This is a genomic window from Thermoleptolyngbya oregonensis NK1-22 (assembly GCF_032705245.1).
GTDB classification, from domain to species: domain Bacteria; phylum Cyanobacteriota; class Cyanobacteriia; order Elainellales; family Elainellaceae; genus Thermoleptolyngbya; species Thermoleptolyngbya sichuanensis.
Genome location: NZ_CP053540.1, coordinates 1,936,057 through 1,959,504, shown reverse-complemented (window position 1 = coordinate 1,959,504; position 23,448 = coordinate 1,936,057). Strand labels below are relative to the sequence as shown.

The following is a 23,448-nucleotide window of genomic DNA, read 5'->3' as shown; positions in this document are numbered from 1 at the left end:
TTTCAGAAATCTTGGCCAACTGCTCCAAGTCAAACCGGGAGATGTCGTTTCGCCGCTTGGAGAGGTGGATGCGGAAGATGTCCTTACGTTCCTCAGCCGTGGGCAAATCGACGAAAAAGATCTCGTCAAAACGACCCTTGCGAAGGAACTCACCCGGTAGCCGATCGACTCGGTTGGCCGTTGCCATCACAAACACAGGCGAAGTCTTCTCCTGCATCCAGGTCAAGAAGGTTCCAAAAATACGGCTGGAGGTGCCGCCGTCAGAGTCGGCAGACCCTGCGCTCCCCGCAAAGGACTTGTCTAGCTCGTCGATGAACAGAATGGCGGGAGAGATAGACTCGGCGGTTTTTAGGGCACTCCGCAGGTTGGCCTCCGATCGCCCCACCATAGACCCGTCATAAACGCGACCCATGTCCAGACGCAGCAACGGCAGTCCCCACAGGCGAGAAGTGGTCTTAGCAATCAGCGACTTACCGCAACCAGGTACGCCCAAAATTAGCATCCCCTTGGGCTGAGGCAGTCCATACTCCCGCGCTCGCTCCGTAAAGGCGTTGGAGCGCTGTCGCAACCAAGACTTGAGTTCTTCCAAACCGCCCACCGAATCGATAGTGCTGTCTTCTTCGAGATATTCCAGAATGCCATTGCGACGAATGAGCTGCTTCTTCTCTGAGAGGACGACTTCCACCTCGGATTCGGTCAGCTTGCCAGCGGCAACTTGGGCCTTGCGATAGACCTTCTCCGCTTCATCGCGTGTAAGTCCCAGAGCGGCCTTCAGCAGCTTCTCGCGGGTTTCAGTGGTGATGCGCCGAGCAGGGCGGGACTGATCCAACTGATGCGTCAAGACCTGGTTTAGCTCTGCCATGTCGGGGAGCGGGAAGTCTAAAACAGCGACCTCTTTCTCCAGTTCAATCGGAATGTTTTGAACAGGAGACATCAGCAGAATGGTTTTCTGAGTGTCCTTGAAGCTGGCGATCGCATCCCTCAGCCACCGGGTTACCGCAGGCGAGTCGATGAAGGGGTGCAGATCCTTGAACACGAAGATCCCTGGCTCTCGCTGACGAATGACCCACTCAATTGCGGCTTCGGGAGAAACGGTATTGTGCTGGGTAATGTTGCGCGGCTGACCAAACTCCACAATGCCGTGGGTAACGGTCCAGATAAAGACTCGTCGCAGGGGCTTCATCTGGGCGATCGCCGCGATGGTCTGCTCTGCCCGCTCTTCCTCAGAGGTCACGAGATAGATTAGAGGATACTGTGCTTGAACTAAAACGTTTAGCTCTTCTCTCATGTCGTCAACCTGCTATGGACAGTGGAGGACACCCGCAAACCGATTGTGATGCGATCGCCGAACCGCAGTTCAGCAGCCCTTACGTAACCTAAATAAATTGATAGATGCCCGACCCCAGTAGATGCGAACCCGTAAGCTTCCAGAAATTGCTCTCGAAGCCCATTCTCAACCAACTACGAACCCGTCAGACAATACAACCCACCTAGCAAGGAACCAAACTCTCTTCACCCGGCCGATCAAACCCCTCAGCAACAGGCTCAGGAGACGGGGTCATAGAAACGCGATCGACTAGCTCAGCATCATCCTGCACGACTCCAGCGTGACTCGCCAAAGAAACTAGCTCACCCTCGCGGATCACATAGGAACTTTCACACCCAGGACAGTTGTATACTCGATGAGTCTGCCCGTGAGACACAGATCCGAGAGATGCTTCTACTTCATCTACGATGTGCGGATGAGTCAGGTAGAAGACAATCGCACGTTCCACAATGCTTGACATCGCTTCGTCATCTACCGCCGCTTTGATTTTCAGCTTGCGGTGAAGCTCTCGTGGAACATACAGGGTGAGTTTACTCTTGTCTTGCATATTGATTTCGCGATTGATACCCGGGTATGTCGTTTAAGAATAGAGGCTTGGTTCAAGTGCTGTCAAGACGGAAGACCGCTATGACGGCAGCATTGTTACACAAGTTTACAAATGGCGTTACATCTCGATTCATCAACTGGGGATGGGGCGATCGCCCTCAGCCTTCTGCCACCAGGGTTGGGTCGTCTTCGCGTCGAATGGCAGCCAGCCTGTTGCTCAGTTTGAGCGTCGGACTGGTCAGCAGTTGTTCTCAGCCAGCGGTTAGCGAACGGCGAACCTGGAAGATTTATCAGAATCCCAACTACGGGTTTGAGTTTCCCTATCCCGACAACTGGATACCTGCGCCCCTGCCAGACAGCCAGGATGGGCGGCGATTTCGCAACCCCTACCGCCCGGATGTGGAAATTCTCGGCTGGGCGAGCCATATCTCGTCTACGCCGGGGGATTCGTCTGAGCAGGTGCGGCGGAGCGTGCTAGCTGCGCCCAACTTTACGACGCGCCAGGGATTGCGCGGACAGTTGCGTGTAGAAATCGGCAGCACCGTCAGCCTGATGACGCTGACGCTGACGGAAGAGGGCGTGGTGTATTTCTGGCAGGGGCGATCGCCCAGCGACCAGTTCTCGCAATACTATGAATTCTTTGACTACGTGGCCAAGCAATACTACGTGACTCACAAGGGCAAACCCAGCCCCCAACCCCCAGCCCAGAACTAGCCTCAGGGCTTACACACGTGCGATAAGTTTTCTGGATTTGGACGATTTCTCGCGGGCTGCGTCCGCGAGAAATCGTCCAACTGCGTAAGTCCTAAGCCTGAAGTTAGGAGTCTGAAATTGCAGCAGCGCAAGGTAGAAGAGCTTGAGGCTTAACTTCGGAGCATCGCTACGCCGCTAAATCTTGCCAGCCAGGTGAGCCAGTTGACGCATATTCAGCAGGCGCATGGTCTGCCCAGCCGCGTCAATCTTGATCCAGCCCTTGCTGTCCAGTTTTTCCATGATCTTGGCTGCATCGTCTGGATTGATGTCCGTGACATCTGCCAAGTCTTTGATCGGCACGTTGAAAATCTCCGTGCCGTGGGGTGTTGACTTCCCGTAGTTTTCACCCAGCAGCACCAGCGTATTGGCCAGCTTGATCGCCGGGGCGCGGTGCTGGATCTGGAAGCGAAAATTGGTCTGTCGCAAGCGCCGCACCATCAGTTGCAGCATCTTGTGGTGCAGTTGCGAATCTTTGAACAGCGTCTGGATAAAGCGCTGGGCGGAAATGCTGAGCAGCTTTACAGGCGACAGCGCCACCACATCCGTCGAGCGGGGAGACTCGTCCAAAATCGCCATCTCCCCAAAGAAATCGCCGCGCCCCAAAATCGCCAGCGTGACCACTTCTTCGCCCGAGTGGCGGCGCACTTTTACCCAACCCGACTCGACAAAATAGACCGCATTTCCCCAGGCATCTTCCATTAGCACGGCGCGGCCAGCGGGATACTCATGCTCAACCGCGATCGACAAGAGCCACTCCAGGGTTTCTGGACTGGCGGAACTGAAGAGAGGGAACAATTCACTAAAGGCGGTGGTTTGCATGAAGAACGCCCTGGATAAGAAGTCGAGAGTCCCTCCAGGGGCTGTTTTGCGCGAAAGTTATTGGCGCGAAGAGAAACAGTCTGGCGAGACGCATAGTAGTCAAGCACGGGGAGCCACTTGCCAAGGTTAGAGTACCCAGGCGGTTAGCAAAATTAGCAGCCGCCTGCGGAGTCTGGAAGCCTTGCGAAAGTGCAGGTGAACGTCATTAGTAGAGCCAGATGGTTAAGTCTAGCGTATCATGGCGCTATCCTGGCGTTGTCATGGCGCTATCCTGGCGTTGTCATGGCGCTGTTATGGCACTGTCGTGGCGCTCAGTCCACGTCGGCGATCGCCCGTTGCAGCAATGGCAGCAGCAGATCGAGAGAGGGTGGCCAGCCCACTAGGATCGGCTGCTGATGGGTCAGCGTGTCGGGGTCGAGAGCGGCTGCATCAAACCCGATGGGTTTGCCGTCCAGATCGCAGCATACCAGCCCGGCCGCCCGGGCCAATGCCAGCGGCCCGACCGTATCCCATAGTTTGACCCGGCGGTTGAGATAAATATAAATTGCAGCGCGACCCTGAATCACCTCCAGCACCTTTAGCCCAAAGCTGCCGATAAAGCCAAACTGAGCCTGGGGGATATGGCGCAGAATGGACTCACCGTATCGACGGGCATCTTTGGTGCCGATTAGAACTGGGAGGCGATCGCCCGTCAGGTCTGGCTGGGTTGGCACGAGCGGAACCGCATCCCCTGCGCCCGCCTGCCCAAATAGCCCCAGTTCCTCACCCCCAAAATACAGTTGATCAAACACAGGCGCATAGATCCAGCCCGCTGTCGGCCGTTCCTGCTCCAGCACTCCCACCATGACGGAATAATGCGGCTTGCCGTGGATAAAGTCTTCTGTGCCATCCAGCGGATCGACCAGCCACAGGCGGCCAGCTTGCCGTGAGAATTGCCGACGCGAGGCGGCGTTTTCCTCAGAAATCACGCCATCGGCAGGAAACAACGCCGTCAGCCCCCCTGCAAGCTGAGCATCCAGCGCCCGATCCACGTCGGTCACGTAGTCATCCAGCCCTTTTTCATAGACCTTGAACGACCCTGCCGCCAGATCGAGCGATCGCCTGCCACAGTCCACTACTAACCGATTAATTGCCGCAAGCTGATCGTCCGAAAGCTTCTGCATGGGTTGTCTGCTCGCTCCTGCGCTGCGTGCCGTCCTCGTCTGCCGTCCTCATCATAGACTTAGACTGCATCCTACGCGCTCAAGTGCCACGCAACTCAAAGCAACCCCATCAGAACCTACATACCGGCGATCAGTTTTCTGGATTTTGGAGGACTTCTCGGGCGCGGCCCGCGAGAAAGCCTCCAACTGCGTAAACCCTAGCCTATGACGTAGATAGAAAAATACTTGAGAACAGAGCAACGACTTGCCCCAAGAATGCTGGCTGTTGTTGCCGATGCAACTGTTCATCCAAACATTTCAAGAAATAATTCAGAAATGATTCCAAAATAGCCTGAATAGGGCAACCTGCCAGCAATGTGGCAGTTTCTCTAAAATTGCACGGAGGGCTTCATGAAAGTCCTGTAGAAACGAGAAAGATTGCTGATTTAGCGGTTAATTCAGAAATTGATCAAACCCGCTATGTCCCGATGAACAGTTCATCCTTACCCCTTTCCTCAGGCGGAAAGAGTTCGGTAAGGTGGGAATGCGGCCCTAGTTCGTGAACCCTGCTTTCGTGAACCCTGCTGTAGACAAGCTGCTTTATGGCTGGCAAGACCTACACCTTCTACCGCCAATCTCCTGCCCGCACGTCCCTCGTTCACCCCACGAGTGGGCAAAATCCGCTCGTCTATCGCGCTGTCGTGCTGATGCTGCTGATTACGGGCGCGATGGGGGCATTTGTCTATCGCCTGTCTGAACTGCAAATCTTTGAAGGGGCCCGCAATCGGGAACTGGCAGAGCAAAATCGGGTGCGCCGCATTCCCCTAGTGGCCGACCGGGGAACCGTGAGCGATCGCCACGGCAAGCTCCTGGCCACCAGCCAGATTTCCCGCTATGTCTACCTCTGGCCTCGGCAGCACTCGCCCAGAGAATGGCAGGAAATCGCCGTTCACCTGTCGCCGATGATTGGCGTTAGCCCAAAGGAAATTCTTGGTCGCCTGGAAAGGGCGGGCTATACCTCTCTGCTGCCCGTGCGCGTTGGCAATCAGCTTTCGCCTACCACGTTTGTGGCCGTGGCCGAGCAGTTGCCCCGCTGGCCAGGAGTGGAAATTCTCACTGGGTCAAGCCGTCGGTATCCCAACGGGTCGATTGCATCCCATGTTTTGGGCTACATCGGCGAAGCCACTGAAGAGGACATGGCCCGCAATCCCGATTATCCCAGCGGCATGATTGTGGGCAAGATGGGGGTCGAGCGGCTGGCCAACGCGCAGCTAGAAGGCAAGTGGGGTGGGCGGCTGGTAGAAGTGGACGCACGCGGTCAGGAATCTCGCTTGCTGGGCGAACAGCCTTCAATTAGCGGCGAACCCGTCCAGTTGACGCTGGATCTGGAATTGCAGCGAACAGCAGAAAAGGCGCTGGGCGGGCGGCGCGGCGCAGCGGTGGTGCTGAATGTGAAAACGGGCGAGGTGCTGGCGTTGGCGAGTTCACCAGCGTTTGACCCCAATATGTTCACTCGCAGCGTCACCGAAGCGGAATGGCAGCAGCTTCAGAAAGGCGACCAGCCGTTTCTCAATCGGGCCCTCCAGGGATATCCACCGGGCAGCACGTTCAAGATTGTGACGGCGGCTGCGGGGATGGAGACGGGCAAGTTTTCGCCCCAAGCGCGGGTGGGCACGTCGGCGTTTCTCAGCGTGGGCGGGCATCAGTTTTGGGAAAGCAGCCGTCGCGGGTTTGGTTCGATCGGCTTCCGCGATGCCTTGGCCTACAGCAGCAACACCTTTTTCTTTCGCGTCGGCATGTCGGTGGGGCCAGAGGCGATCGCCCGCTGGGGCAAGGCGTTGGGCATTGGCATCGAAACGCCACACTTGGGGCTGGAGGGGGCCAGCATTGGCATGATGCCCACGCCCGACGAGAAAGAAGCGCTATACAACGAACCCTGGTATCTAGGCGACACGATTAGCATGTCAATCGGCCAAGGGCTGGTGCAGGCGACCCCGCTGGAACTGGCGGTGATGACGGCGGCGATCGCCAACGGTGGCAAGCGCGTCCAGCCCCATCTCCTTGCCTCGCAAACCAACCGCCCCGACGTGCAGCCTGTGTCGGCCGGTCTCAAACCCGAAACCATCAAAGCCATTCAGGAAGGACTGGTGGCCACGGTGCAAAAGGGCACGGCTCGCCGCCTGGCCGATGGTTCCATCCCCCTGACGGCAGGCAAAACGGGCACCTCGGAAGTCGGCCCTGGCCGCAAGCCCAACGCCATGTACGTGGGCTATGGGCCGGTGAGCGATCCGCAGATTGCGATCGCCGTCGTCATCGAAAACGGCGGATACGGCGGCGTGGCGGCGCTGCCCGTCGCTCATGAAGTGTTCAAGACCTATTTTGGCAAGCGGTAAGGCGGGGCTAAAGCGGCGGTAGCTCCTCCAAAATCGTGAACCGGACATGGTTGATGGCTAAATCTCCAATGGACACGTCCACATCGCTGGTTGGCGTTTTGATGGTTTCAAACGAAATGCCCTTAGCCATTTCGGCATGGAACCAGGGCAGACCCATGAAAAAGCGCGTGGGGTAGGGACCGCCGTCCACCACATCGTCCACATTCGACTCCATCGGCAGCCAGCCAAAACCGGGAATGTAAAACTCAATCCAGACGTGGTTAAACTCCGGCTCCAGGGGATACCGCTGGCGATCGGCATAGGGCGGACACTTGTAGCGGCCCACGGTGCGGCAGGCAATGCCATTCAGCCGAGCCAGCGCCAGCAAGATGCCGACATACTCCCCACAAGACCCCGTGCCCCGCTCCAGCGCCACATCCGGCGTGTCGATATGGGGCTTGATGCTGTAGGAGAGGCGATCGTAGACGTAGTTGCGAATTTTCAGAATTTTGCGGAGCAGGTTGGTTTCTGTGCCAATGGACTCGCGGGCGGCGGCTCGGATCGCGGGCGTATCCATCGCCAAATCGTCGTCATCCACCAGATAGCGCGACTGAAACTCCAGCGACAGCGGCGGGATTTTCTCCACGTCGTCGTAGGTGAACTGGTACTTGATGCCGCGCACCTCCAGCAGCGCCTTCCAGCCAAAGATATGGCTTTCGTGGGGCCGGAGTTGGTCAAACTTGAACACTGCAACCCGCTGTCCGTCTTGCAGTTCTTCGGTAAACGGGATGCCGATCGGCTCCACCTGTCGCAGCCGTTGGCGAGCCGTTTCCGCAGGCAGAGCAATCCGCCACTCTAGACCGTTTAGCTGCACCGCATCCAGTGGGGAAATCTCCTCCGCGTAGATCATTTCTACCAGAAACCCGTTGGAGAGCGTGTAGTGCTGCTGCGGGTCGTAGCGGAAATAGAGCGGATGGAGAAAGGTGCGATCGCGGAAGGTTAGCTCATAGGGCAGTTCAGGATTATTGGGGTCGTCTCGAATGTAGGCTTCCTCAAAGGAGTAGACAACGTACAGCACCTCATCGCCCGTTGCGGGATCGGGATAAAACGCCAGCCCGCTGGGGCTATCGAAGGGGGTCAGCAGGCTGAATCGCAATTCGCCCGTTGCCCGATCCATACAGTAGACCGTGCGCTCCAGGCGATCGCACAGCCACAGTTCTTCCCCGCGAAAGGTGAGATTTTCAATCCCCACACCGGGCGCGGCAAAGCGAGTAATCTCGCGCTGAGTTTCTGCGTCATAGATCAAAATTGCGCCCGCTTTCTGGCAAGTGACGTAAACCGCACTGCCGTAGACTGCCACGCCATCTGCCGGGTAGGGCAGCGTTGCAAACAGGTCTGGCGTAAGCGTATCGCCGGACAGATCGGTGAGGGGGCAGCGATAGACCCTGTTTTCCCGCGTGAACCAGAGCGTGTCTCCGGCGATCGCCAGTCCGCTGCCATCCAGAAATTGCTCGGTGTGTTTAGAGTTGAGAATCGTCGTGCTGTCGCTGTCGGGGGCGATCGCCACCAGATACCCCCGCACTGCGTCCAGCGTCAGCAGCCTGCCCTCATGCAGCGCCAGCCCCCGCATCATATACACACCCACCGGACGCACCGTGCGGTGCAGCGTCGTTGCGTTGGACTGAATCACCAGGGAATCTCCCGGCTGTTCTGAGGCATTGGATAGGGCAGGTTCAAGCAGCATAAAGGGTTCGGGATGCAGGATCAGGGGTCAGGCTGATTAAGCCGTCTTACATCATAGGAAAAAGATTCCAGCGGCGTGTGTATCCAAATGATGGTTTTTCGGCTAACTCCTGACGCTGGCAGGCTCCAGGCAGGGTTCAATCGTGGCAACAACGGACTCCGCCAGCGCGGTGTAGTCATAGCCGCCCTCTAGCCCAAAGGCAAGGTGCGGCGTGATTTGCAGACAATAGCGCGTGAAAATCCCGTAATCGGAAGGGTTCAGGCAAATTCGCGCCAGTGGGTCGGCACGGGTTGCATCGTAGCCCGCGCTGATCAGCAGCAGATCGGGGCGAAACGCCTGGAAAAAGGGCACAATTTCTCGCGCAAACAGCGGCTCATAGTCTGCTAGGGTGCTGCCGGCCTGCATGGGAAAATTTCGCACGGTGTCATGCGGGCCGCGATCGCCCGCTGCGCCTGTGCCCGGATACTGCGGATATTCGTGCAGCGAGCAAAACGCAATGCGCGGGTCAGATTCCACAATCGCCTCGGTGCCGTTGCCGTGATGCACGTCCCAGTCCAAGATGCCGACGCGCTCTATCCCCGGCTGCCGAAGCGCATACTGAGCGGCGATCGCCACATTGGAAAACAGGCAAAACCCCATACCCTGCTTGGGCAGCGCATGATGTCCCGGCGGGCGCACCAAGGCAAAGGCTGGCCGCCCCGTTTGCAGCACCGTGTCCACTGCATCCAGCCAGGCGCTCACCGCCAGCAGCGCCGCCTCGTAGCTATCCGGCGACACGACCGTATCCGGATCGACCTGCCCGCCGCCGTGGGTAGCGACATATTCCACTGCCGCCACATAATCCGGGGGATGCACTGCGTAGAGCGCTGCCATCAGGCGATCGCCCTGAGCATCTACAGGCGTGGGCGATCGCCAATCGAGCCGATCGGCCCACGGCACCTGCCGCAGCGCCGCCACCACTGCCCGCAGCCGTCCGGCGTTTTCGGGATGGTAGGAACCCGTGTCATGCTGCAAAAACACGTCGGAATAGAAGATCGGAAACAGCGACATGGCAAGGCGCTCTGGGGAGGAATGCCTCGATTTTACAGCGCTATTCTGGAGAGGGGTGGCTGAACCGAGCAATCGCAGCAAATCGACCAACCAATGATGCACAAACTCAGGTCTGACCGTTGATGATCAGGCGATCGCCCTCCACGCGCACGTCCCGCAGGTCTATCCCCCGTGCTTCGAGTTCAGCATTAATGCGGGCTTCCAACTTGGTTAGCGATAGCCCAAGCTGGCTGGCCACGACCGACGCGGGCAGGCTCAGGTTGCCAACTTTCACGGTCATGTTTTCGTCAAATTGCAGCTTGCCGTTTCGCACCGTCGGGTTGCCCTCGATGCCGAGATACACGCCGCGCCGCCCCAGCGCCGGAACAAAGGCCAGCACGCGATCCAGCGCCGCCCGCTCCTGCTCGGTCAAGCCGTCGGTGGGCAGTTCCGACAGGTTCACCACTACGCCGCCTTTGATCTGCCCATCCTCGATGGTGGTGCTAAAGCCGTTTTGCAATAGCGCCTGACCTTCGGGAGATCGGGCGATCGCCTCCGCCACCAGTTGGTTAACCTGCTGGCTGTTGAGTTCCACGGGTGTGCTGGAAGTGGCAAGACTTTCGAGAAGTTGCGAGGAGGGCAGAGTTGGGCTAGAACTTGATATTTCGGTTGGCGCTTCGGTCGTGTACCAATCTGGCACGCGGGCAACTTGCCGCATCGATAGAGACAACGCGGCGATCGCTCCTATGGCAAGTCCTGCCACAACTCCTAAGAACGGCACCAGTAACTTATTCATATTGCAAGATCAATCTCAAACTCCCGATGCAAAGCAACATGCACGTCTACATACAATCCCGGTGATTAGGCTATAGGCAAAAGTACATAAAGTGCTTTGCGGAACCATCCTAAGTGTTTCGGCTTTAAGTCTTCCTGTAGTTACTTATTTTTGCTCTCACTTAAATTAAATTGAAATACAGCTTCTAGCAAATCGAGAGTTCAGCTTTTCAGCAAATGTTTCCGAGCTTAGAACGTGAATCAATCCAAATTCGTAACCTTACAAAAACCTATCCTAACGGTTACAAAGCCCTAAAAGGAGTCAATCTCGATATTCCAATGGGTATGTTTGGCCTGCTAGGCCCCAATGGAGCCGGTAAATCCAGCCTGATGCGGACGATCGCCACCCTCCAGGAAGCCAGCGAGGGTACCTCCAGTGGGGCGATATCAACGTCCTAGAAGAAAAGGTGAAGGTGCGTCAGGTGCTGGGCTATCTGCCCCAAAGCTTTGGCGTGTATCCCGGCGTGTCTGCCGAGACGCTGTTGGATCACTTCGCGGCGTTGAAGGGCATCACCAACGGCAAGGAGCGGAAGGAATTAGTGAAGCACCTGCTGCACCAGGTGAATTTGTACGAAGCGCGCGATCGCGCTGTCAGCGGTTTTTCGGGCGGTATACGGCAGCGGTTTGGCATTGCCCAGGCCCTGGTAGGCGACCCCCGCCTGGTGATTGTGGATGAACCCACCGCGGGCCTCGACCCCGCCGAGCGGGTGCGCTTCCTCAACCTGCTCAGCGAAATCTCAGAACGGGCGGCGATCATCCTCTCCACCCACATTGTGGAGGATGTGAGCGAACTCTGTCCCCAGATGGCGGTGCTGATTGCCGGCCAGATCCGCCTCACCGGGCAACCCATGGGCCTGATGCAACAACTGGCGGGTAAGGTCTGGCGCATTAAGCTGCGACGGGATGAACTACCCACCTACGAAGAGAAGTACCAGGTACTCTCCACCCGCTTTTTCATAGGCGACATCATTGCCCGAATTTATAGCGAGTCGGATCCTGGTGCCGGGTTTGAGGCGGTCGAACCAGACCTGGAGGATGTCTACTTCTGTGTGATGAAGGAGATCCCGGCGTTGCAGTCTAGCAATGGGGCCATCCCCTAAGTCCCCAGGGTCTGAATCCATGCAGCCGACACAACTGGTCAGCGGACTATGAAAGTAAGCGGGCTATGCAAAAATCTCGGCGGGTGTTAACCCAAATTCAGGCACTACCGTGGACTCAATCCTTTCGTCACCGCTGTAGACCTGGTCTTCGTACTGGCCGCTGACCCAGCGGCAGAGGGTTACCTGCCGCGTTTCGGGGTCCACAATCCAGTATTCGGCAATGCCCCGTGCAGCATACTCAGTGTGTTTATAGCGGTAGTCCCGTTCCCGGTTGGCCTGTCCAGGGCTGACCACTTCTATCACCAGCGCTGGGGGTGGCATATCGCGAGTCAGAGTAGCACGAGGAGCGCCTGCAATAGCAGCTTTTGATTCTTCGGAATGAACCAGCAAATCTGGAATCCGTCCAGTTGCCCGTCTGCCAGTGACTTCTATCTCAGTCCCCCAGACCACACGATCCGCAGGTATATGTTTGATCAACTCCAACAGCAACTTTCTGGCAATCCCAAGATTTTCATCACTTTCGGGCGGCATTTCCACCAGCACCCCATTCACCAGTTCATAGCGAGTGTCGGTGCCATCGTCGTAGGCCAGATAGTCCTCGAAGGTCATATAGGTGGACGGGAACGAGACAGCTTGACCCATGATCAAAGCGCTCCATGCATCGACGTTGATGTTTCTTATTCTACTGATTCCGATAATCCAGCCATGATCGCAGTAGCCCATTCAGCTTAGGAATGATTCACCATGCAAGTTGAATTGATGTATCAGCCCGCCTTTACCCTTGGTCGCCTCCAGCTACGAGGCGGCGAACAGGTGCGGGTGGAAGCCGCATCGATGGTGGGGATGTCTACCGGGACAACGCTAGAGACCAAAACAGGGGGCTTTATGCAAGCCCTAAAGCGGTCTTTTTTGGGGGGAGAAAGCTTTTTTCAGAACATCTACACCGCCCCAGCCCAGGGCGGCGAGGTGTGGGTGGCCCCTTCCCTACCGGGGGATTTGAACGTGCTGACCCTTTCCGAGCCGATGCTGATCCAGTCGGGGGCCTACGTGGCCTCGGATATGGGCATTACGTTGGATACCAAGTGGGGCGGCTCCAAGTCCTTCTTTGGCACAGGCGGCGGCTTGTTTATGCTGCGGGCCGAGGGGCAGGGGCAGGTGGTGGTGGCTTCCTACGGGGCGATCCACGAAATGACCTTGGCCCCTGGACAATCCTTCACCCTGGATACGGGGCACCTAGTGGCCCTGAGCGAATCCATGCCCTTCAAAACCCGCTCCGTCGGCGGCATGAAAAGCTTTCTTTTCAGCGGCGAAGGCTTTGTGGTGGATCTCATGGGCCAGGGAAAGTCTTGGTACAAACCCGGTCTCAAGATCAGTTCCTGGCCTGGCTCATTCCCAAGCTGCCTCAGCCCAGCAGTAGTAGCAGCAGTTGATCGGTATGTCCTCAGATCCCAGAGTCCTTAAAGGCCCCTGGGATTATCGCTCCCCTACGAACATCCATTTTTCTCCGAACATGGTTACGCAATCATCCTCGACCCCATCCACCCATTCACCCATTTCCCCCTGGCAACCCGTCTGGGAAATCGTCCGGTTTGAACTCCAGGACAGTCTGCGCACCCGGAGTTTGCTGCTGGGCTTTGGCTTTTTCTTCGTGCTGGGTTTGGTGTTTATCCACGGCATGGGCAGCGATGTGTTCTTCTTTCCGGCCATTCGGCAGGCGATGGGGCTGGGGACACGACCGGGGGAACTGGTGCCCTACGCCAATGCGCCGCTGCGGATCATGCGAGTTTTTATGACTGCCAATCTATTTTTTATCCTGCTGACCGTGGGCATTTTCACCGAACGGGCCACCAAGGATTTCACCAGCAGCATGGATGGACTCTTGTTCACCAGTCCGCTGAAGGAATGGCAGTTTGGGGCGGGGCGGTTCATCGCCAGTGCGGTGATGGTCGTGGTTATGTCCTTAGGGTTAGGGCTGGGGATGCTGGTGGCCGAGAGATTGCCCTGGATGGCACCCGCCCGCATTGGCCCCTTTAACCTGCTGGCCTACCTTCAGCCCTACCTGTATTTGATCCTGCCCAACCTTTTGATTTTTGGCCTGCTCAGCTTTGGGCTGGGTTTGCTGACTCGGCGTTCCCTGGCGGGCTATCTGGGGCTAGTGGCGGTGCTGCTGCTTCAGGTTGTGCTAGAAGGCATCCTGGGGCTGTTGCGGGCGGGGCCGTTTTTTGTAGCGTTGATCAATCCCCTAGGGTCAACCCCGATTGACTATACGGTGCGGTTTTGGACAAAGATCGAGCAAAACACCCTGAACGTGCCCTTTGCTCCGGTGATTTGGCTGTCTCGCTTGCTCTATCTGGCCCTGAGCATAGTGTTCTTTGTCTGGGTGTGGCGGCAGTTTAGTTTTTCGGGCGGAGCGTCCGAATCCCAAGGTCGTTTAGAGAAGCTGCTGGACTGGGCGGAAGATCGGCTGATCTTTTGGAAGAAAGCCAAACCCCAGGCCGAAACGGCCTCAGCGGCTCCCCTGGTGCGGGATCTCGCCCCAGCCCCCGCCACCCAGCCCCATTACGGCCTCGGTGCCCAGGTGAACCACGTCTGGCGCATTGCCAAGCTTGATCTCAAGCGCCTAATCTGGAATCCGCTTACCCTGGCCATCCTCACCATCAGCCTGATCACCACCGGATTTTTGCTGGTGCTGATGTTTGCCAGTGGCGGCAGTCCTGTTGCCCACTACAAGCCGAATTGTCGATGGCATGAGCCTGGTGTTGGGGCTAGTTGCGCCCCTGCTGATCGTGTTTTTGGCCGGAGATTTGGTCTGGCGGGAGCGGGAGGTGAAGGTCGATCCTCTAGTCGATTCCCTGCCGACCCGCAGTTGGAGCTTTGTGGTGGGCAAGCTGCTGGTGCTGGCGGTGATGCTCTGCCTGGCCCTGGTGTTGATGGTGGTCGGTGCCCTCCTAGCTCAGACCTTCAGTGGCTATACCCAGTACAACCTGGGGGTCTATGGCGTTGGCCTGTTTACCATCACCCTGGTGGATTTGCTGCTGGTCGCCGTGCTGGCCATGACGGTGCAGGTGCTGATGAACCAGAAGTTTTTGGGCTACGTGCTGTCGGCTCTGCTGGTGGTGCTGTTTACGGCGGGGGGGAACTTTGTCTTTAGAAACACCCGCCTGCTTCAGTATGGCTTTCGGCCCAAGTCCTACTACAGCGACCTCAGCGGCTATGGATCGATGCTGGAGCCGGTGCGCTGGTACCAGGGCTATTGGCTGGCGATCGCCCTGTTGTTAATCTGCGTCACTGCCCTATTTTGGGTGCGCGGTGTAGATACCCAACCCAAACAGCGCTGGCGCATTGCCCGTCAGCGGTTTACCCGCCCCATGCAAATGGTGATGGCCCTCAGTGCAGTGGCGGCCCTACTGTTGAGCGGCTGGATTTACTACAACACGGCGATGCTCAGTGCCGGAACCAACCGGGCTGAGGGGGTGGCCCAACTGGTAGCCTACGAACAAGCCTACGGCCAACTGCGGGATGCCCAGCCCAAAATTACCGCCATCAACCTCCAAGGCGATCTCTACCCCGATGAAGACGCCCGCTTTGCGGTGAAGGGCACCTACACCCTGGAAAACCAAACCCAACAGCCCATCGACACCGTCTTAATCCAGGTGCCCAAGGCCATCCAGGTGAACCAAATCACCCTGGCCGGGGCACCGGAAGGCCAGCCCATCGAACATCCGGCCCTGCAGGGCTATGCCTTTACCCTGCCCACCCCGCTCCCCCCAGGGGGCACCGTCGAGGCCAGCTTTGACCTGGTGCGCCAATCGCCAGAGGGTTTTGCCAACGATCCGGGCAGGGACTTTAGCGACTATCTCACCAACGGGGCCAACTTTGGCAGCAACGAGTTTCTACCCCAGGTGGGCTTTAATGATCGGCTGCGGTTTTTGATTAGCCCCGAAATACGGGAACAGGCGGGGTTGCCCCCCATCGCCCCCAAGGCCGAACAGGCCAGGGCCGCCCAGGTCAACGCCAACCACCCCGATACCCATCTGGCCCAGTTTTCCGCCATCCTCAGCACCGCCCCCGACCAAATCATCTTTACCTCTGGCGAACAGGTGCGGGAATGGACGGAGAGCAACCGCCGCTATTTTGAGTACCAAAGCCAGGTGCCCATCGAAAAACAGGTGCCCTTTATCTCCGGGCGCTACGAGGTTAAGCGCGACGATTGGCAGGGCATCCCCATTGAGGTGTACTATCACCCCGGCCACGATCGCAACATCGATCGCATCCTCGCCGGAGCCAAGCAGGGCTTAGACTATGCCTCGCAACAGTTTGGCCCCTATCCTCACAAATCTCTCCGCATTGTGGAAACCCCCTACGTCAGCGAGGCGATTAGCTACCCCGCTGGACAGATTTTGATGGGCGAAAACCAGGTCTTTCTGGCCAACATCAAAGGCGATGGTACCCAAACCCTCGATTCCGCCTTCCACATCGCCGCCCACGAGGTCGCCCACCAGTGGTGGGGGCATCAAATCCACATTTCCAACCAGCGTCCCGGCGACCGGATACTGACGGAATCCCTCTCGGAATACACCGCCAACCAGGTGTACTCCCAGGAATTTGGCACCACCGGACTGGGGGCCGCCCTGCGCAATAACCTAGACCTCTACCTGCAAAACCGCAGCCGCTCCGATGTGCCCCTAGTGGAAGCGGGCGAGGGCGACAACCACCTGGTCTACCAAAAGGGCGGCCTAGTGACGTATGCCCTGCAAGATTACCTGGGCGAAGACTTGGTCAACCAAACCCTGGCCCAGTTTTTGCGCGATAACGCCCCGATTCCTCCCTACCCCACCGGGACGGATTTGGTCGCCGCCCTCCGCACCGTCACCCCCGAAAAGTACCAATACCTGATCACCGACCTGTTTGAGACCGTCACCCTCTACGACAACCGGGTGACTGCCGCCACCGTCAGCCCCCGCGCCGATGGCAAGTTTGACGTCACCCTAACCATCAACACCGCCAAGGTGCGATCGGACGAAGTAGGCAACGAAACCCCCGCCCCCATTAACCAGGAGGAGATTGATGTCGGGATTTACAACGCCGAGGGCAAGCTGATTTACCTGAAGAAGCACCCCTTCTCCGATGGCACCAGCACGCTGACCATTACGGTGGATCAGCCGCCAAGCCGGGCGGGTATCGACCCGCTGCATAAGCTGATTGATAAGCTGCCGGATGACAACATCGCGGGGGTTAGTGCAGGTAGAACAGATGGAGTGGGTTGATTTGGCAGGAGCACTGCGGCTCTGCAAGGCTTACGCCAAAGCACCCTAATAAATCCATCGCTTATTAATTCATCGATTTCTTCAAAGGAGACACCATGAATTCATTGAAAAACGCTGTCAATTCCGTTCTAGCCTTCTCTTGCTTTACCACCATTATTGCGCTCTCAAGCGTGTTCCAGGTGAATGCTCAGATGAGCGACCAGGAATTCCAAATGGGGCGAGCGAGAGAGGCCTGTACAACCCAGGCGCAATCGCAGGGGTTGAGTGTCAACCGGGTGGTTTCAACTGTCCCCGTTACTGGCAGCGGCGGACGCATGATCGGTTCTGATGTAACGTTGAATGTTACTCGTCGAGGGGAAACCTACGATGTCCGTTGCAGTTATGATAATAGTTCCAGACGCGCAACGATTTCCCTTGCGTCTCCTCAATCTCGGATTGCAGTTGTGACGGCAGATTATGTGAATGTGCGATCGGCTCCTGGCACTAATTCGCGGATTCTCTATCAGGTATCGCGCGGTACTGAAATGATTGTTCTAGGTGAAAGGGCAATGGGCGATAGCGTTTGGTATCAAGTGCAAGCGCGCTCAACTCAATATCCTCAGGCAATCGGTTATATGTTTGGGCGGTACCTTCGCTTTCAATAGCTTTCAAAGCAAGGCAGCAGTTAATGAAGCGAGCTGATACAGCAAGAGCGGTTAACCTCCTAGCCCCTAGCGGCCCGTTGCTGCGGGAACGCTGGGTAGCTGCACCGTCGGCAGCCATCGGCTGGCAATTGGCATCCGCCAACCCGTGCCAAAGGCGCGATCGGTAATCTTTAGCCCTGGCGCGGCCTGCTTGCGCTTGAACTCAGCACGAGTCACCAGCCGAATCACCTGGTTCACCACGGCCGCGTCGTGGCCCGCTGCCACGATATCTTCCGGGGCTTCGTGGCGCTCCACAAACCGCTCTAGAATGTCATCCAGCACCTCGTAGGGCGGCAGCGAGTCCTGATCGACCTGGCCAGGCTTTAGCTCAGCGCTGGGGGGCTTGGTGATAATGTGCGGCGGAATCACGGGCAGCGCTGCCGACTTCAGCAGCAGTGAGGAGTCGAGGGCAGTCGGGGTTTCTCGATTAAGCCACCGACAGATAGAGTAAACACGGGTTTTGGGCACATCGGCGATCGCCCCCAGGCCGCCGTTCATGTCGCCGTAGAGGGTGCAGTAGCCCACCGCCATTTCCGACTTGTTGCCCGTCGAGATCAGCAGATGTCCAAACTTGTTGGAAATCGCCATCAGCAGCGTGCCGCGAATGCGCGACTGGAGGTTTTCTTCGGCAATGCCAAACTCGGTGCCTGCGAATAGTTCCGATAGGGCCTGATCGTAGCCCTGCATCATGGGCGCAATGGGGAGGGTCTGAGTCTGGATGCCCAGGTTTTTCGCCAGATCCAGCGCGTCGGTGATGGAGTGGTCGGAACTGTAGGGCGAGGGCATCAGCACGCCGAGGACGTTTTCGGGGCCAAGGGCAGCCGTGGCGATCGCCGCCACCAGGGCCGAATCAATCCCGCCGCTCAGGCCCAGCACCGCCTTGCTAAAGCCACACTTCCGCCCATAGTCACGCACCCCCATCACCAGCGCCATCCAGATTTCCGCCTCGGCGCAGTCGGGCAGGGGCGCAACGGCATCGGGCAGGGGCATCAGTTCACCCACCGCCGGGTCAAATTCAGCAAACACCAGATCGCGTTCAAAGGCCTTGGCTCGAACAACCAACTCGCCTGCCCGATTTAGCCCAAAGCTGCACCCGTCAAACAGCAGGTCATCGTTGCCGCCGACCTGATTGGCATAGAGAATTGGCTGACCGTAGCGAGTGGCGCTGTGGCGCAGCATGTTTTCCCGCAGGTGCTGTTTGCCGACGCTGTAGGGCGATGCCGACAGGTTCAGCACCAGATCCACGCCCTGGCGCGTGAGTTCGGCGATCGGGTTCACCTCGTAGTGACGCTTGCCCCAAAAGCTCTCGTCGTTCCACAGGTCTTCGCAAATGGTGACCCCAATCCACACGCCGTCTAGCTCGAAGGCGCTGCTCTCCTCACCTGGTTCAAAGTAGCGGTCTTCGTCGAATACGTCGTAGGTGGGCAATAGCCGCTTGTGAAAGTAGCGCTGCACTGTGCCGTCCAGCAGCAGGGCGGTGGTGTTAAACAGGGGCTTTTCGCCGTCATACACTGCATCGGGATTGGGCAGCACCGTCCCCACCAGCACTGCCAAATCCGCAGGCAGGTCTGTTGCCAAATGTGCCAGGGTTTCCGCCATGCAGGTCAAAAAGCTGGGCTGCATGAGCAGGTCGCGGGGCGGATAGCCACACAGCGAAAGCTCTGTCGTCAGGAGCAGCCGTGCGCCCGCCGCCGATGCTGTTTGCGCGGCCTCCAGGATTTGCCGCGCATTGCCCGCCAGGTCTCCGATGGTGGGGTTCAGTTGGGCGATCGCAATTTTCATGGCTGGAACCCGCTAGCTATCGATTCCCACGGGCTGCGAAACCGTAACAGGCGACGGTGCAGGCGCAGCAGTCTTCGTGCCAAACACCAGCCCATGTTCGCCCACCGTTACCAAGATCGTGTCGCCCTCTGAGAAAGCGTTTTCTAGCAACTTGGTCGCCAGCGGATTCTCGATCTCCCGCTGGATAGCCCGCTTCAGCGGCCGTGCGCCATACACCGGGTCGAAGCCCGCATCGGCGATGTAGTTTTGCGCGTCCGGCGTGAGTTCCATCCGCAGCTTTTGATCCGCCAGCAGGCGATGGATGCGCTGAAGCTGGATGCCCACAATCTGCCGCAGTTCCTTGAGGCTGAGGGCGTGGAACAGGATGATGTCGTCTACTCGGTTGAGGAACTCTGGACGGAAGTGGTTTCGCAGTGCGTCCATCACCCGCTTTCGCATCTCCTCGTATTTGGAATCGTCGCCCGACACGTCTAGGATATGCTCGCTGCCGATGTTACTGGTCATCACCACGATGGCATTGCGAAAATCTACCGTGCGCCCCTGAGAATCAGTAATGCGTCCATCGTCTAGCACTTGCAGCAGAATATTGAACACGTCAGGATGCGCCTTTTCCACCTCATCCAGCAGCACGACGGAATAGGGGCGGCGGCGAATCGCCTCGGTCAGTTGCCCGCCTTCTTCATAGCCGACATACCCCGGCGGCGCACCCACCAACCGCGAGACAGAGTGCTTCTCCATGTATTCCGACATATCCAGCCGCACCAGCGCATCCTCCGAGTCGAACATACACTCGGCCAGGGCGCGGGCCAGTTCCGTTTTGCCGACCCCTGTGGGCCCCAAGAACATAAAGGAGCCAATGGGACGACCGGGGTCTTTCATCCCAGCGCGGGCGCGACGAATCGCAGCAGCCACAGCAGCCACCGCCTCATGCTGCCCGATCACCCGCTGATGCAAAAAGGATTCTAGGTTCAGCAGCTTTTGCCGCTCGGTTTCCAGCAGGCGGTTCACCGGGATGCCCGTCCACTTGGCGACGATTTCGGCAATGTCGGAATCGGTCACTTCCTGCCGCAGCAGAGCCTTACCTGCACCAGTATGCACCTCCGTCAGGCTGGCTTCTTTTTCTTCTAGCTCCCGATGCACTGCTTCCAGCCGTCCGTACTTTAGCTGAGCAGCGGTGTTGAGGTCGTAGTCGCGCTCGGCTTTTTCGATTTGTCGCTGGAGCTTTTCTTCCTCTTCACGCAGGGCTTTGATGGTTTCCAGGATTTTCTTTTCCGACTCCCACTGAACGGTGAGGGTCTGCTGTTCTTGCTTGAGTTGAGTAATTTCCTCCGCGATGCGCTCTAGCTTGTCTTTGGAAGGCCGAAAGGCGGCGCTGTTGATCCCTAGCCGCACGCCTTCGCTTTCGAGCGAGAGCTTTTCCATCTCAAGCTGGCGGACGCGGCGATCGATGGTTTCTAGCTCAACGGGTTTGGAAGTGATTTCCATCTTGAGCTTGGCGGCGGCTTCGTCTACCAGGTCGATGGCTTTGTCAGGCAAGAAGCGGTCAGAAATGTAGCGATCGCTCAAGACCGCCGCCGCCACCAGCGCCGAGTCGGTAATGGTGACGTTGTGATGCACCTGATAGCGTTCCTTTAGCCCCCGCAGGATCGAGATCGTATCTTCCACCGTTGGCTGACCAATATAGACCTGCTGGAAGCGGCGTTCCAAAGCGGCATCTTTTTCAATGTGCTTGCGGTATTCATCCAGCGTCGTCGCGCCGATGCAGCGCAGTTCGCCCCGGGCCAGCATGGGCTTCAGCAGGTTGCTGGCATCCGTCGTGCCGGAGGAGGAACCCGCACCCACGACGGTATGCAGTTCATCGATAAACAGCACCACCTGGCCTTCAGAATTGGTGACTTCCCGCAGCACGGCCCGCAGCCGCTCCTCAAACTCGCCGCGATACTTGGCTCCGGCAATCAGGGAACCCATGTCCAGGCTGATCAACTGGCGGTTTTTGAGGGATTCGGGCACGTCGCCGTTGATGATGCGCTGGGCCAGGGCCTCGGCGATCGCCGTTTTGCCCACACCCGGTTCGCCAATCAGCACGGGGTTGTTTTTGCTACGTCGAGACAGGACTTGCACCACGCGGCGGATTTCCTCATCGCGCCCGATCACCGGGTCGAGTTTGCCCGCCTTGGCCAGTTCCGTCAGATCGCGCCCGTATTTCTCCAGCGCCTTGTATTGCGATTCTGGCGACTGGCTGGTGACGCGCTGGCTGCCGCGCACGCTCTTGATGGTGGTTTCCAACTGCTTGGCCTCAATGCCCGCAGCTTTGAACAGGCGGCGACCCACGCGGTCATCTTCGCAGAGCGCCAAAACCAAATGTTCGACCGCGATGTAGTCATCCTGGAACACCTTGCGGGCCTCTTCGGCCTTGTCCAAAAATGTATCCAGGCCGCGCCCCAGGAAAAGCTGGCTGAGGTCGTTGGTGTTGACCTTGGGCTGGCGGGCGGCGAAGGAGTCTAGCTGCTGCCGCAGGCGGGCCGATTCCATGCCAGCCTTATCGAGAATGGTATTTGCCAAGCCTTCCTGATCTAGCAGGGCGATCGCCACATGCTCGACTTCCAGATTTTGTTGACGGTAGCTGCGGGCCACGTCCTGCGATTTGACAATCGCTTCCCACGCTTTTTCCGTAAATTTACCGGGATCGGTTGGCTGCATGTTAAAAATAAATCCTTGAATAGCCGCTCAGGGTGTTCTCTATTGTAACGTGAGTGTTCCGCCAGGCTTTTGAGGAAGGAGGCTGGATACCATTTCCTGCAAACCTTTTGGGCTAACTTTCACCTACTTCTAGTGTACGGAAGCCGCCTCCGGTTTGCCTGAATTCAAAAACAGGACGCTGATGCAGCAGACGTGTAAGGGGCGATCGCAAGCGTGATTCTACCGAGGCTGAATTCGGAGCGATCGTACAAGATTATCCAGCAGCGTCAGGTTCGGGAAAAAGCCGTTGCTGTCTTGCATATTAAGCTGCTGAGCCACCCGCCGCAGATAGGTTTCATACTCCGCCACAAACGCATCGTACTGATCTGCCGTGAGCGGTGCTGTGGCAGGCAATACGGACGTTAGCAGCGGCTGCGAAAAGGACACGTAATAGCGCCCGTCGGTGGTCAATCCCTGAAAGATATAGACCAGTTCGTTGCTTAAAATGGGGCTAACGTCGTACTTGTAGACCCCGACAAAGCGCAGCCCGCTACCCTCCCCAAAGCGGAGATACTCCATCTGCGATCGCAGCACTTCATCTCCCGAAACAGGCGGCAGCACGGCGATTGGGCGGTTGATGTAGAACGGGCGCTGGGTCAAGATGGTTCGCAGTCCGTTAATCACCCGGTTCATCGCCTGTAGCTCTTGGCGATAGCCCACGTACATTGCCCGCAGCCCGCTGACGGAGTAAATCTTAAGCGTCCCCGGCGGCACTGCGATTCCCGCGGCTGGGCTGGGCACTTGAAATTGATAGACCAGATGGGATGGCTCGCCGTTGAGATAGGGCGGTTGATCTGGTCGATAGGGCCGCGCGGCCCGCCGCTGGCCCTGCACCGAGTCCGTCAGCGGCCCCGGTTCAAACCGCACCTGCTCCAGGGACAGCGGGAATTCGGTTGCCACGTCCGAAAGCTGAAGCACGTAGGGCCCGGGTGGCCGCCCTATGGAGGACGATTCTGGAAACTCTGGCGAATCGATGGCTGGTGAAGGCTGGGCGATCGCCCTTCCACAACCCAGAAGACAATCACCACCCACGACAGCTATGCTTCCCACGGGCAAGAGCAGGGAAAGCCCCCACGCAACCCAACCATTCATTGTTTCGCTCCTCACTCACACTGCCCAAAATCCTGCCTAATATTGATCCTCCCAAAGGGCGCTATGGGTGACATTGCTGGAAGTCCCGCCGCCCCTTGACTGATAATCCAATAATCCAAAATCGCAAATCTAAAATCGAGAATCGACACAAGACACAACCTGCAATCCAGCACCAACGCCCAGCCCAAGCTCTGGTGCAGACCTGATGCTTCTACACCC

The 23,448-nt window shown here is 57.7% G+C and carries 15 protein-coding genes and 3 pseudogenes; 7 read left to right on the top strand and 11 right to left on the bottom strand.

Going from position 1 to position 23,448, the window contains the following annotated elements; all coding sequences use genetic code 11:
- Window positions 1–3 precede the first annotated feature (3 nt).
- Window positions 4–1,288 (bottom strand): annotated as a pseudogene (gene ycf46 / locus HNI00_RS08515) (stress-responsive protein Ycf46); the annotation flags it as partial.
- 202 nt (window positions 1,289–1,490) lie between these two features.
- Window positions 1,491–1,874, bottom strand: a complete 384-nt coding sequence (locus tag HNI00_RS08510) for a slr0373 family blue light stress response protein (protein WP_316792463.1) — start codon at window positions 1,872–1,874, stop codon at window positions 1,491–1,493.
- Between the two features lie 80 nt (window positions 1,875–1,954).
- On the opposite strand from HNI00_RS08510, the gene HNI00_RS08505 reads away from it, so the two are divergent.
- Window positions 1,955–2,587 carry a hypothetical protein gene (locus HNI00_RS08505; RefSeq protein ID WP_316792461.1) on the top strand — a complete coding sequence of 211 codons (633 nt, stop codon included), beginning with the start codon at window positions 1,955–1,957 and terminating at the stop codon, window positions 2,585–2,587.
- Between the two features lie 174 nt (window positions 2,588–2,761).
- Here the strand turns inward: HNI00_RS08505 and HNI00_RS08500 are convergent, their stop codons facing one another.
- Both HNI00_RS08500 and HNI00_RS08495 read right to left on the bottom strand, forming a co-directional pair.
- Window positions 2,762–3,445 (bottom strand): Crp/Fnr family transcriptional regulator, encoded by a 684-nt coding sequence (locus HNI00_RS08500; protein ID WP_172353893.1) that lies wholly within the window; start codon window positions 3,443–3,445, stop codon window positions 2,762–2,764.
- 311 nt (window positions 3,446–3,756) lie between these two features.
- Window positions 3,757–4,608: a 3'(2'),5'-bisphosphate nucleotidase CysQ family protein gene (locus HNI00_RS08495; RefSeq protein ID WP_316792459.1), complete on the bottom strand. Its 852-nt coding sequence runs from the start codon at window positions 4,606–4,608 to the stop codon at window positions 3,757–3,759.
- A gap of 581 nt (window positions 4,609–5,189) precedes the next feature.
- Between HNI00_RS08495 and mrdA the strand changes: the two genes are divergently transcribed.
- Window positions 5,190–6,980: a penicillin-binding protein 2 gene (gene mrdA, locus HNI00_RS08490; protein WP_316792457.1), complete on the top strand. Its 1,791-nt coding sequence runs from the start codon at window positions 5,190–5,192 to the stop codon at window positions 6,978–6,980.
- Between the two features lie 7 nt (window positions 6,981–6,987).
- Here the strand turns inward: mrdA and HNI00_RS08485 are convergent, their stop codons facing one another.
- The 3 genes from HNI00_RS08485 to HNI00_RS08475 form a co-directional block, all read right to left on the bottom strand.
- Window positions 6,988–8,592, bottom strand: a complete 1,605-nt coding sequence (locus HNI00_RS08485) for a transglutaminase domain-containing protein (RefSeq protein ID WP_420156333.1) — start codon at window positions 8,590–8,592, stop codon at window positions 6,988–6,990.
- A gap of 213 nt (window positions 8,593–8,805) precedes the next feature.
- The gene (locus tag HNI00_RS08480) at window positions 8,806–9,747 is read right to left on the bottom strand and encodes a histone deacetylase family protein (protein WP_420156332.1); all 942 of its coding nucleotides are present in this window, start codon (window positions 9,745–9,747) and stop codon (window positions 8,806–8,808) included.
- Window positions 9,748–9,859: 112 nt separating this feature from the next.
- Window positions 9,860–10,528 (bottom strand): hypothetical protein, encoded by a 669-nt coding sequence (locus tag HNI00_RS08475; protein ID WP_316792451.1) that lies wholly within the window; start codon window positions 10,526–10,528, stop codon window positions 9,860–9,862.
- A 215-nt stretch (window positions 10,529–10,743) separates the two neighbouring features.
- Between HNI00_RS08475 and HNI00_RS08465 the strand changes: the two are divergent.
- A pseudogene (locus tag HNI00_RS08465) lies at window positions 10,744–11,666 on the top strand (ABC transporter ATP-binding protein).
- 63 nt (window positions 11,667–11,729) lie between these two features.
- Here the strand turns inward: HNI00_RS08465 and HNI00_RS08460 are convergent.
- Entirely contained in the window at window positions 11,730–12,308 is a 579-nt protein-coding gene (locus HNI00_RS08460) for a Uma2 family endonuclease (RefSeq protein ID WP_316792446.1), read from the bottom strand.
- A gap of 102 nt (window positions 12,309–12,410) precedes the next feature.
- Between HNI00_RS08460 and HNI00_RS08455 the strand changes: the two are divergent.
- The 4 genes and pseudogenes from HNI00_RS08455 (at window position 12,411) to HNI00_RS08440 (ending at window position 17,577) form a co-directional block, all read left to right on the top strand.
- Window positions 12,411–13,096: pseudogene (locus HNI00_RS08455) on the top strand (TIGR00266 family protein).
- Between the two features lie 80 nt (window positions 13,097–13,176).
- On the top strand, window positions 13,177–14,817 hold the full coding sequence (locus HNI00_RS08450; protein ID WP_316792442.1) for an ABC transporter permease: 1,641 nt from the start codon (window positions 13,177–13,179) through the stop codon (window positions 14,815–14,817).
- Window positions 14,720–16,933, top strand: coding sequence for a M1 family metallopeptidase (locus tag HNI00_RS08445; RefSeq protein WP_316793412.1), 2,214 nt, complete (start codon window positions 14,720–14,722; stop codon window positions 16,931–16,933). Before HNI00_RS08450 ends, HNI00_RS08445 begins: the two co-directional genes overlap by 98 nt.
- 95 nt (window positions 16,934–17,028) lie before the next feature.
- Complete coding sequence (locus HNI00_RS08440; protein ID WP_316792441.1) at window positions 17,029–17,577, top strand: SH3 domain-containing protein; 549 nt, start codon at window positions 17,029–17,031, stop codon at window positions 17,575–17,577.
- Between the two features lie 66 nt (window positions 17,578–17,643).
- Here HNI00_RS08440 and HNI00_RS08435 read toward each other — a convergent pair whose 3' ends face one another.
- The 3 genes from HNI00_RS08435 to HNI00_RS08425 all read right to left on the bottom strand — a co-directional run bounded on the left by HNI00_RS08435 (window position 17,644) and on the right by HNI00_RS08425 (window position 23,229).
- Window positions 17,644–19,398 carry an NAD+ synthase gene (locus HNI00_RS08435; protein WP_316792439.1) on the bottom strand — a complete coding sequence of 585 codons (1,755 nt, stop codon included), beginning with the start codon at window positions 19,396–19,398 and terminating at the stop codon, window positions 17,644–17,646.
- A 12-nt stretch (window positions 19,399–19,410) separates the two neighbouring features.
- Complete coding sequence (gene clpB / locus HNI00_RS08430) at window positions 19,411–22,098, bottom strand: ATP-dependent chaperone ClpB (RefSeq protein ID WP_316792437.1); 2,688 nt, start codon at window positions 22,096–22,098, stop codon at window positions 19,411–19,413.
- Between the two features lie 219 nt (window positions 22,099–22,317).
- Window positions 22,318–23,229: a hypothetical protein gene (locus HNI00_RS08425; protein ID WP_316792435.1), complete on the bottom strand. Its 912-nt coding sequence runs from the start codon at window positions 23,227–23,229 to the stop codon at window positions 22,318–22,320.
- Window positions 23,230–23,448: the final 219 nt, after the last annotated feature.

Coding starts and splice junctions, on each gene's coding strand:
- mrdA (WP_316792457.1), top strand. CDS start 5,190: ATGGCTGGCAAGACCTACACCTTCTACCGCCAATCTCCTGCCCGCACG.
- clpB (WP_316792437.1), bottom strand. CDS start 22,098: ATGCAGCCAACCGATCCCGGTAAATTTACGGAAAAAGCGTGGGAAGCG.
- HNI00_RS08445 (WP_316793412.1), top strand. CDS start 14,720: ATGACGGTGCAGGTGCTGATGAACCAGAAGTTTTTGGGCTACGTGCTG.
- HNI00_RS08435 (WP_316792439.1), bottom strand. CDS start 19,398: ATGAAAATTGCGATCGCCCAACTGAACCCCACCATCGGAGACCTGGCG.
- HNI00_RS08460 (WP_316792446.1), bottom strand. CDS start 12,308: ATGGGTCAAGCTGTCTCGTTCCCGTCCACCTATATGACCTTCGAGGAC.
- HNI00_RS08450 (WP_316792442.1), top strand. CDS start 13,177: ATGGTTACGCAATCATCCTCGACCCCATCCACCCATTCACCCATTTCC.
- HNI00_RS08475 (WP_316792451.1), bottom strand. CDS start 10,528: ATGAATAAGTTACTGGTGCCGTTCTTAGGAGTTGTGGCAGGACTTGCC.
- HNI00_RS08505 (WP_316792461.1), top strand. CDS start 1,955: ATGACGGCAGCATTGTTACACAAGTTTACAAATGGCGTTACATCTCGA.
- HNI00_RS08500 (WP_172353893.1), bottom strand. CDS start 3,445: ATGCAAACCACCGCCTTTAGTGAATTGTTCCCTCTCTTCAGTTCCGCC.
- HNI00_RS08440 (WP_316792441.1), top strand. CDS start 17,029: ATGAATTCATTGAAAAACGCTGTCAATTCCGTTCTAGCCTTCTCTTGC.
- HNI00_RS08485 (WP_420156333.1), bottom strand. CDS start 8,592: ATGATGCGGGGGCTGGCGCTGCATGAGGGCAGGCTGCTGACGCTGGAC.
- HNI00_RS08495 (WP_316792459.1), bottom strand. CDS start 4,608: ATGCAGAAGCTTTCGGACGATCAGCTTGCGGCAATTAATCGGTTAGTA.
- HNI00_RS08425 (WP_316792435.1), bottom strand. CDS start 23,229: ATGAATGGTTGGGTTGCGTGGGGGCTTTCCCTGCTCTTGCCCGTGGGA.
- HNI00_RS08510 (WP_316792463.1), bottom strand. CDS start 1,874: ATGCAAGACAAGAGTAAACTCACCCTGTATGTTCCACGAGAGCTTCAC.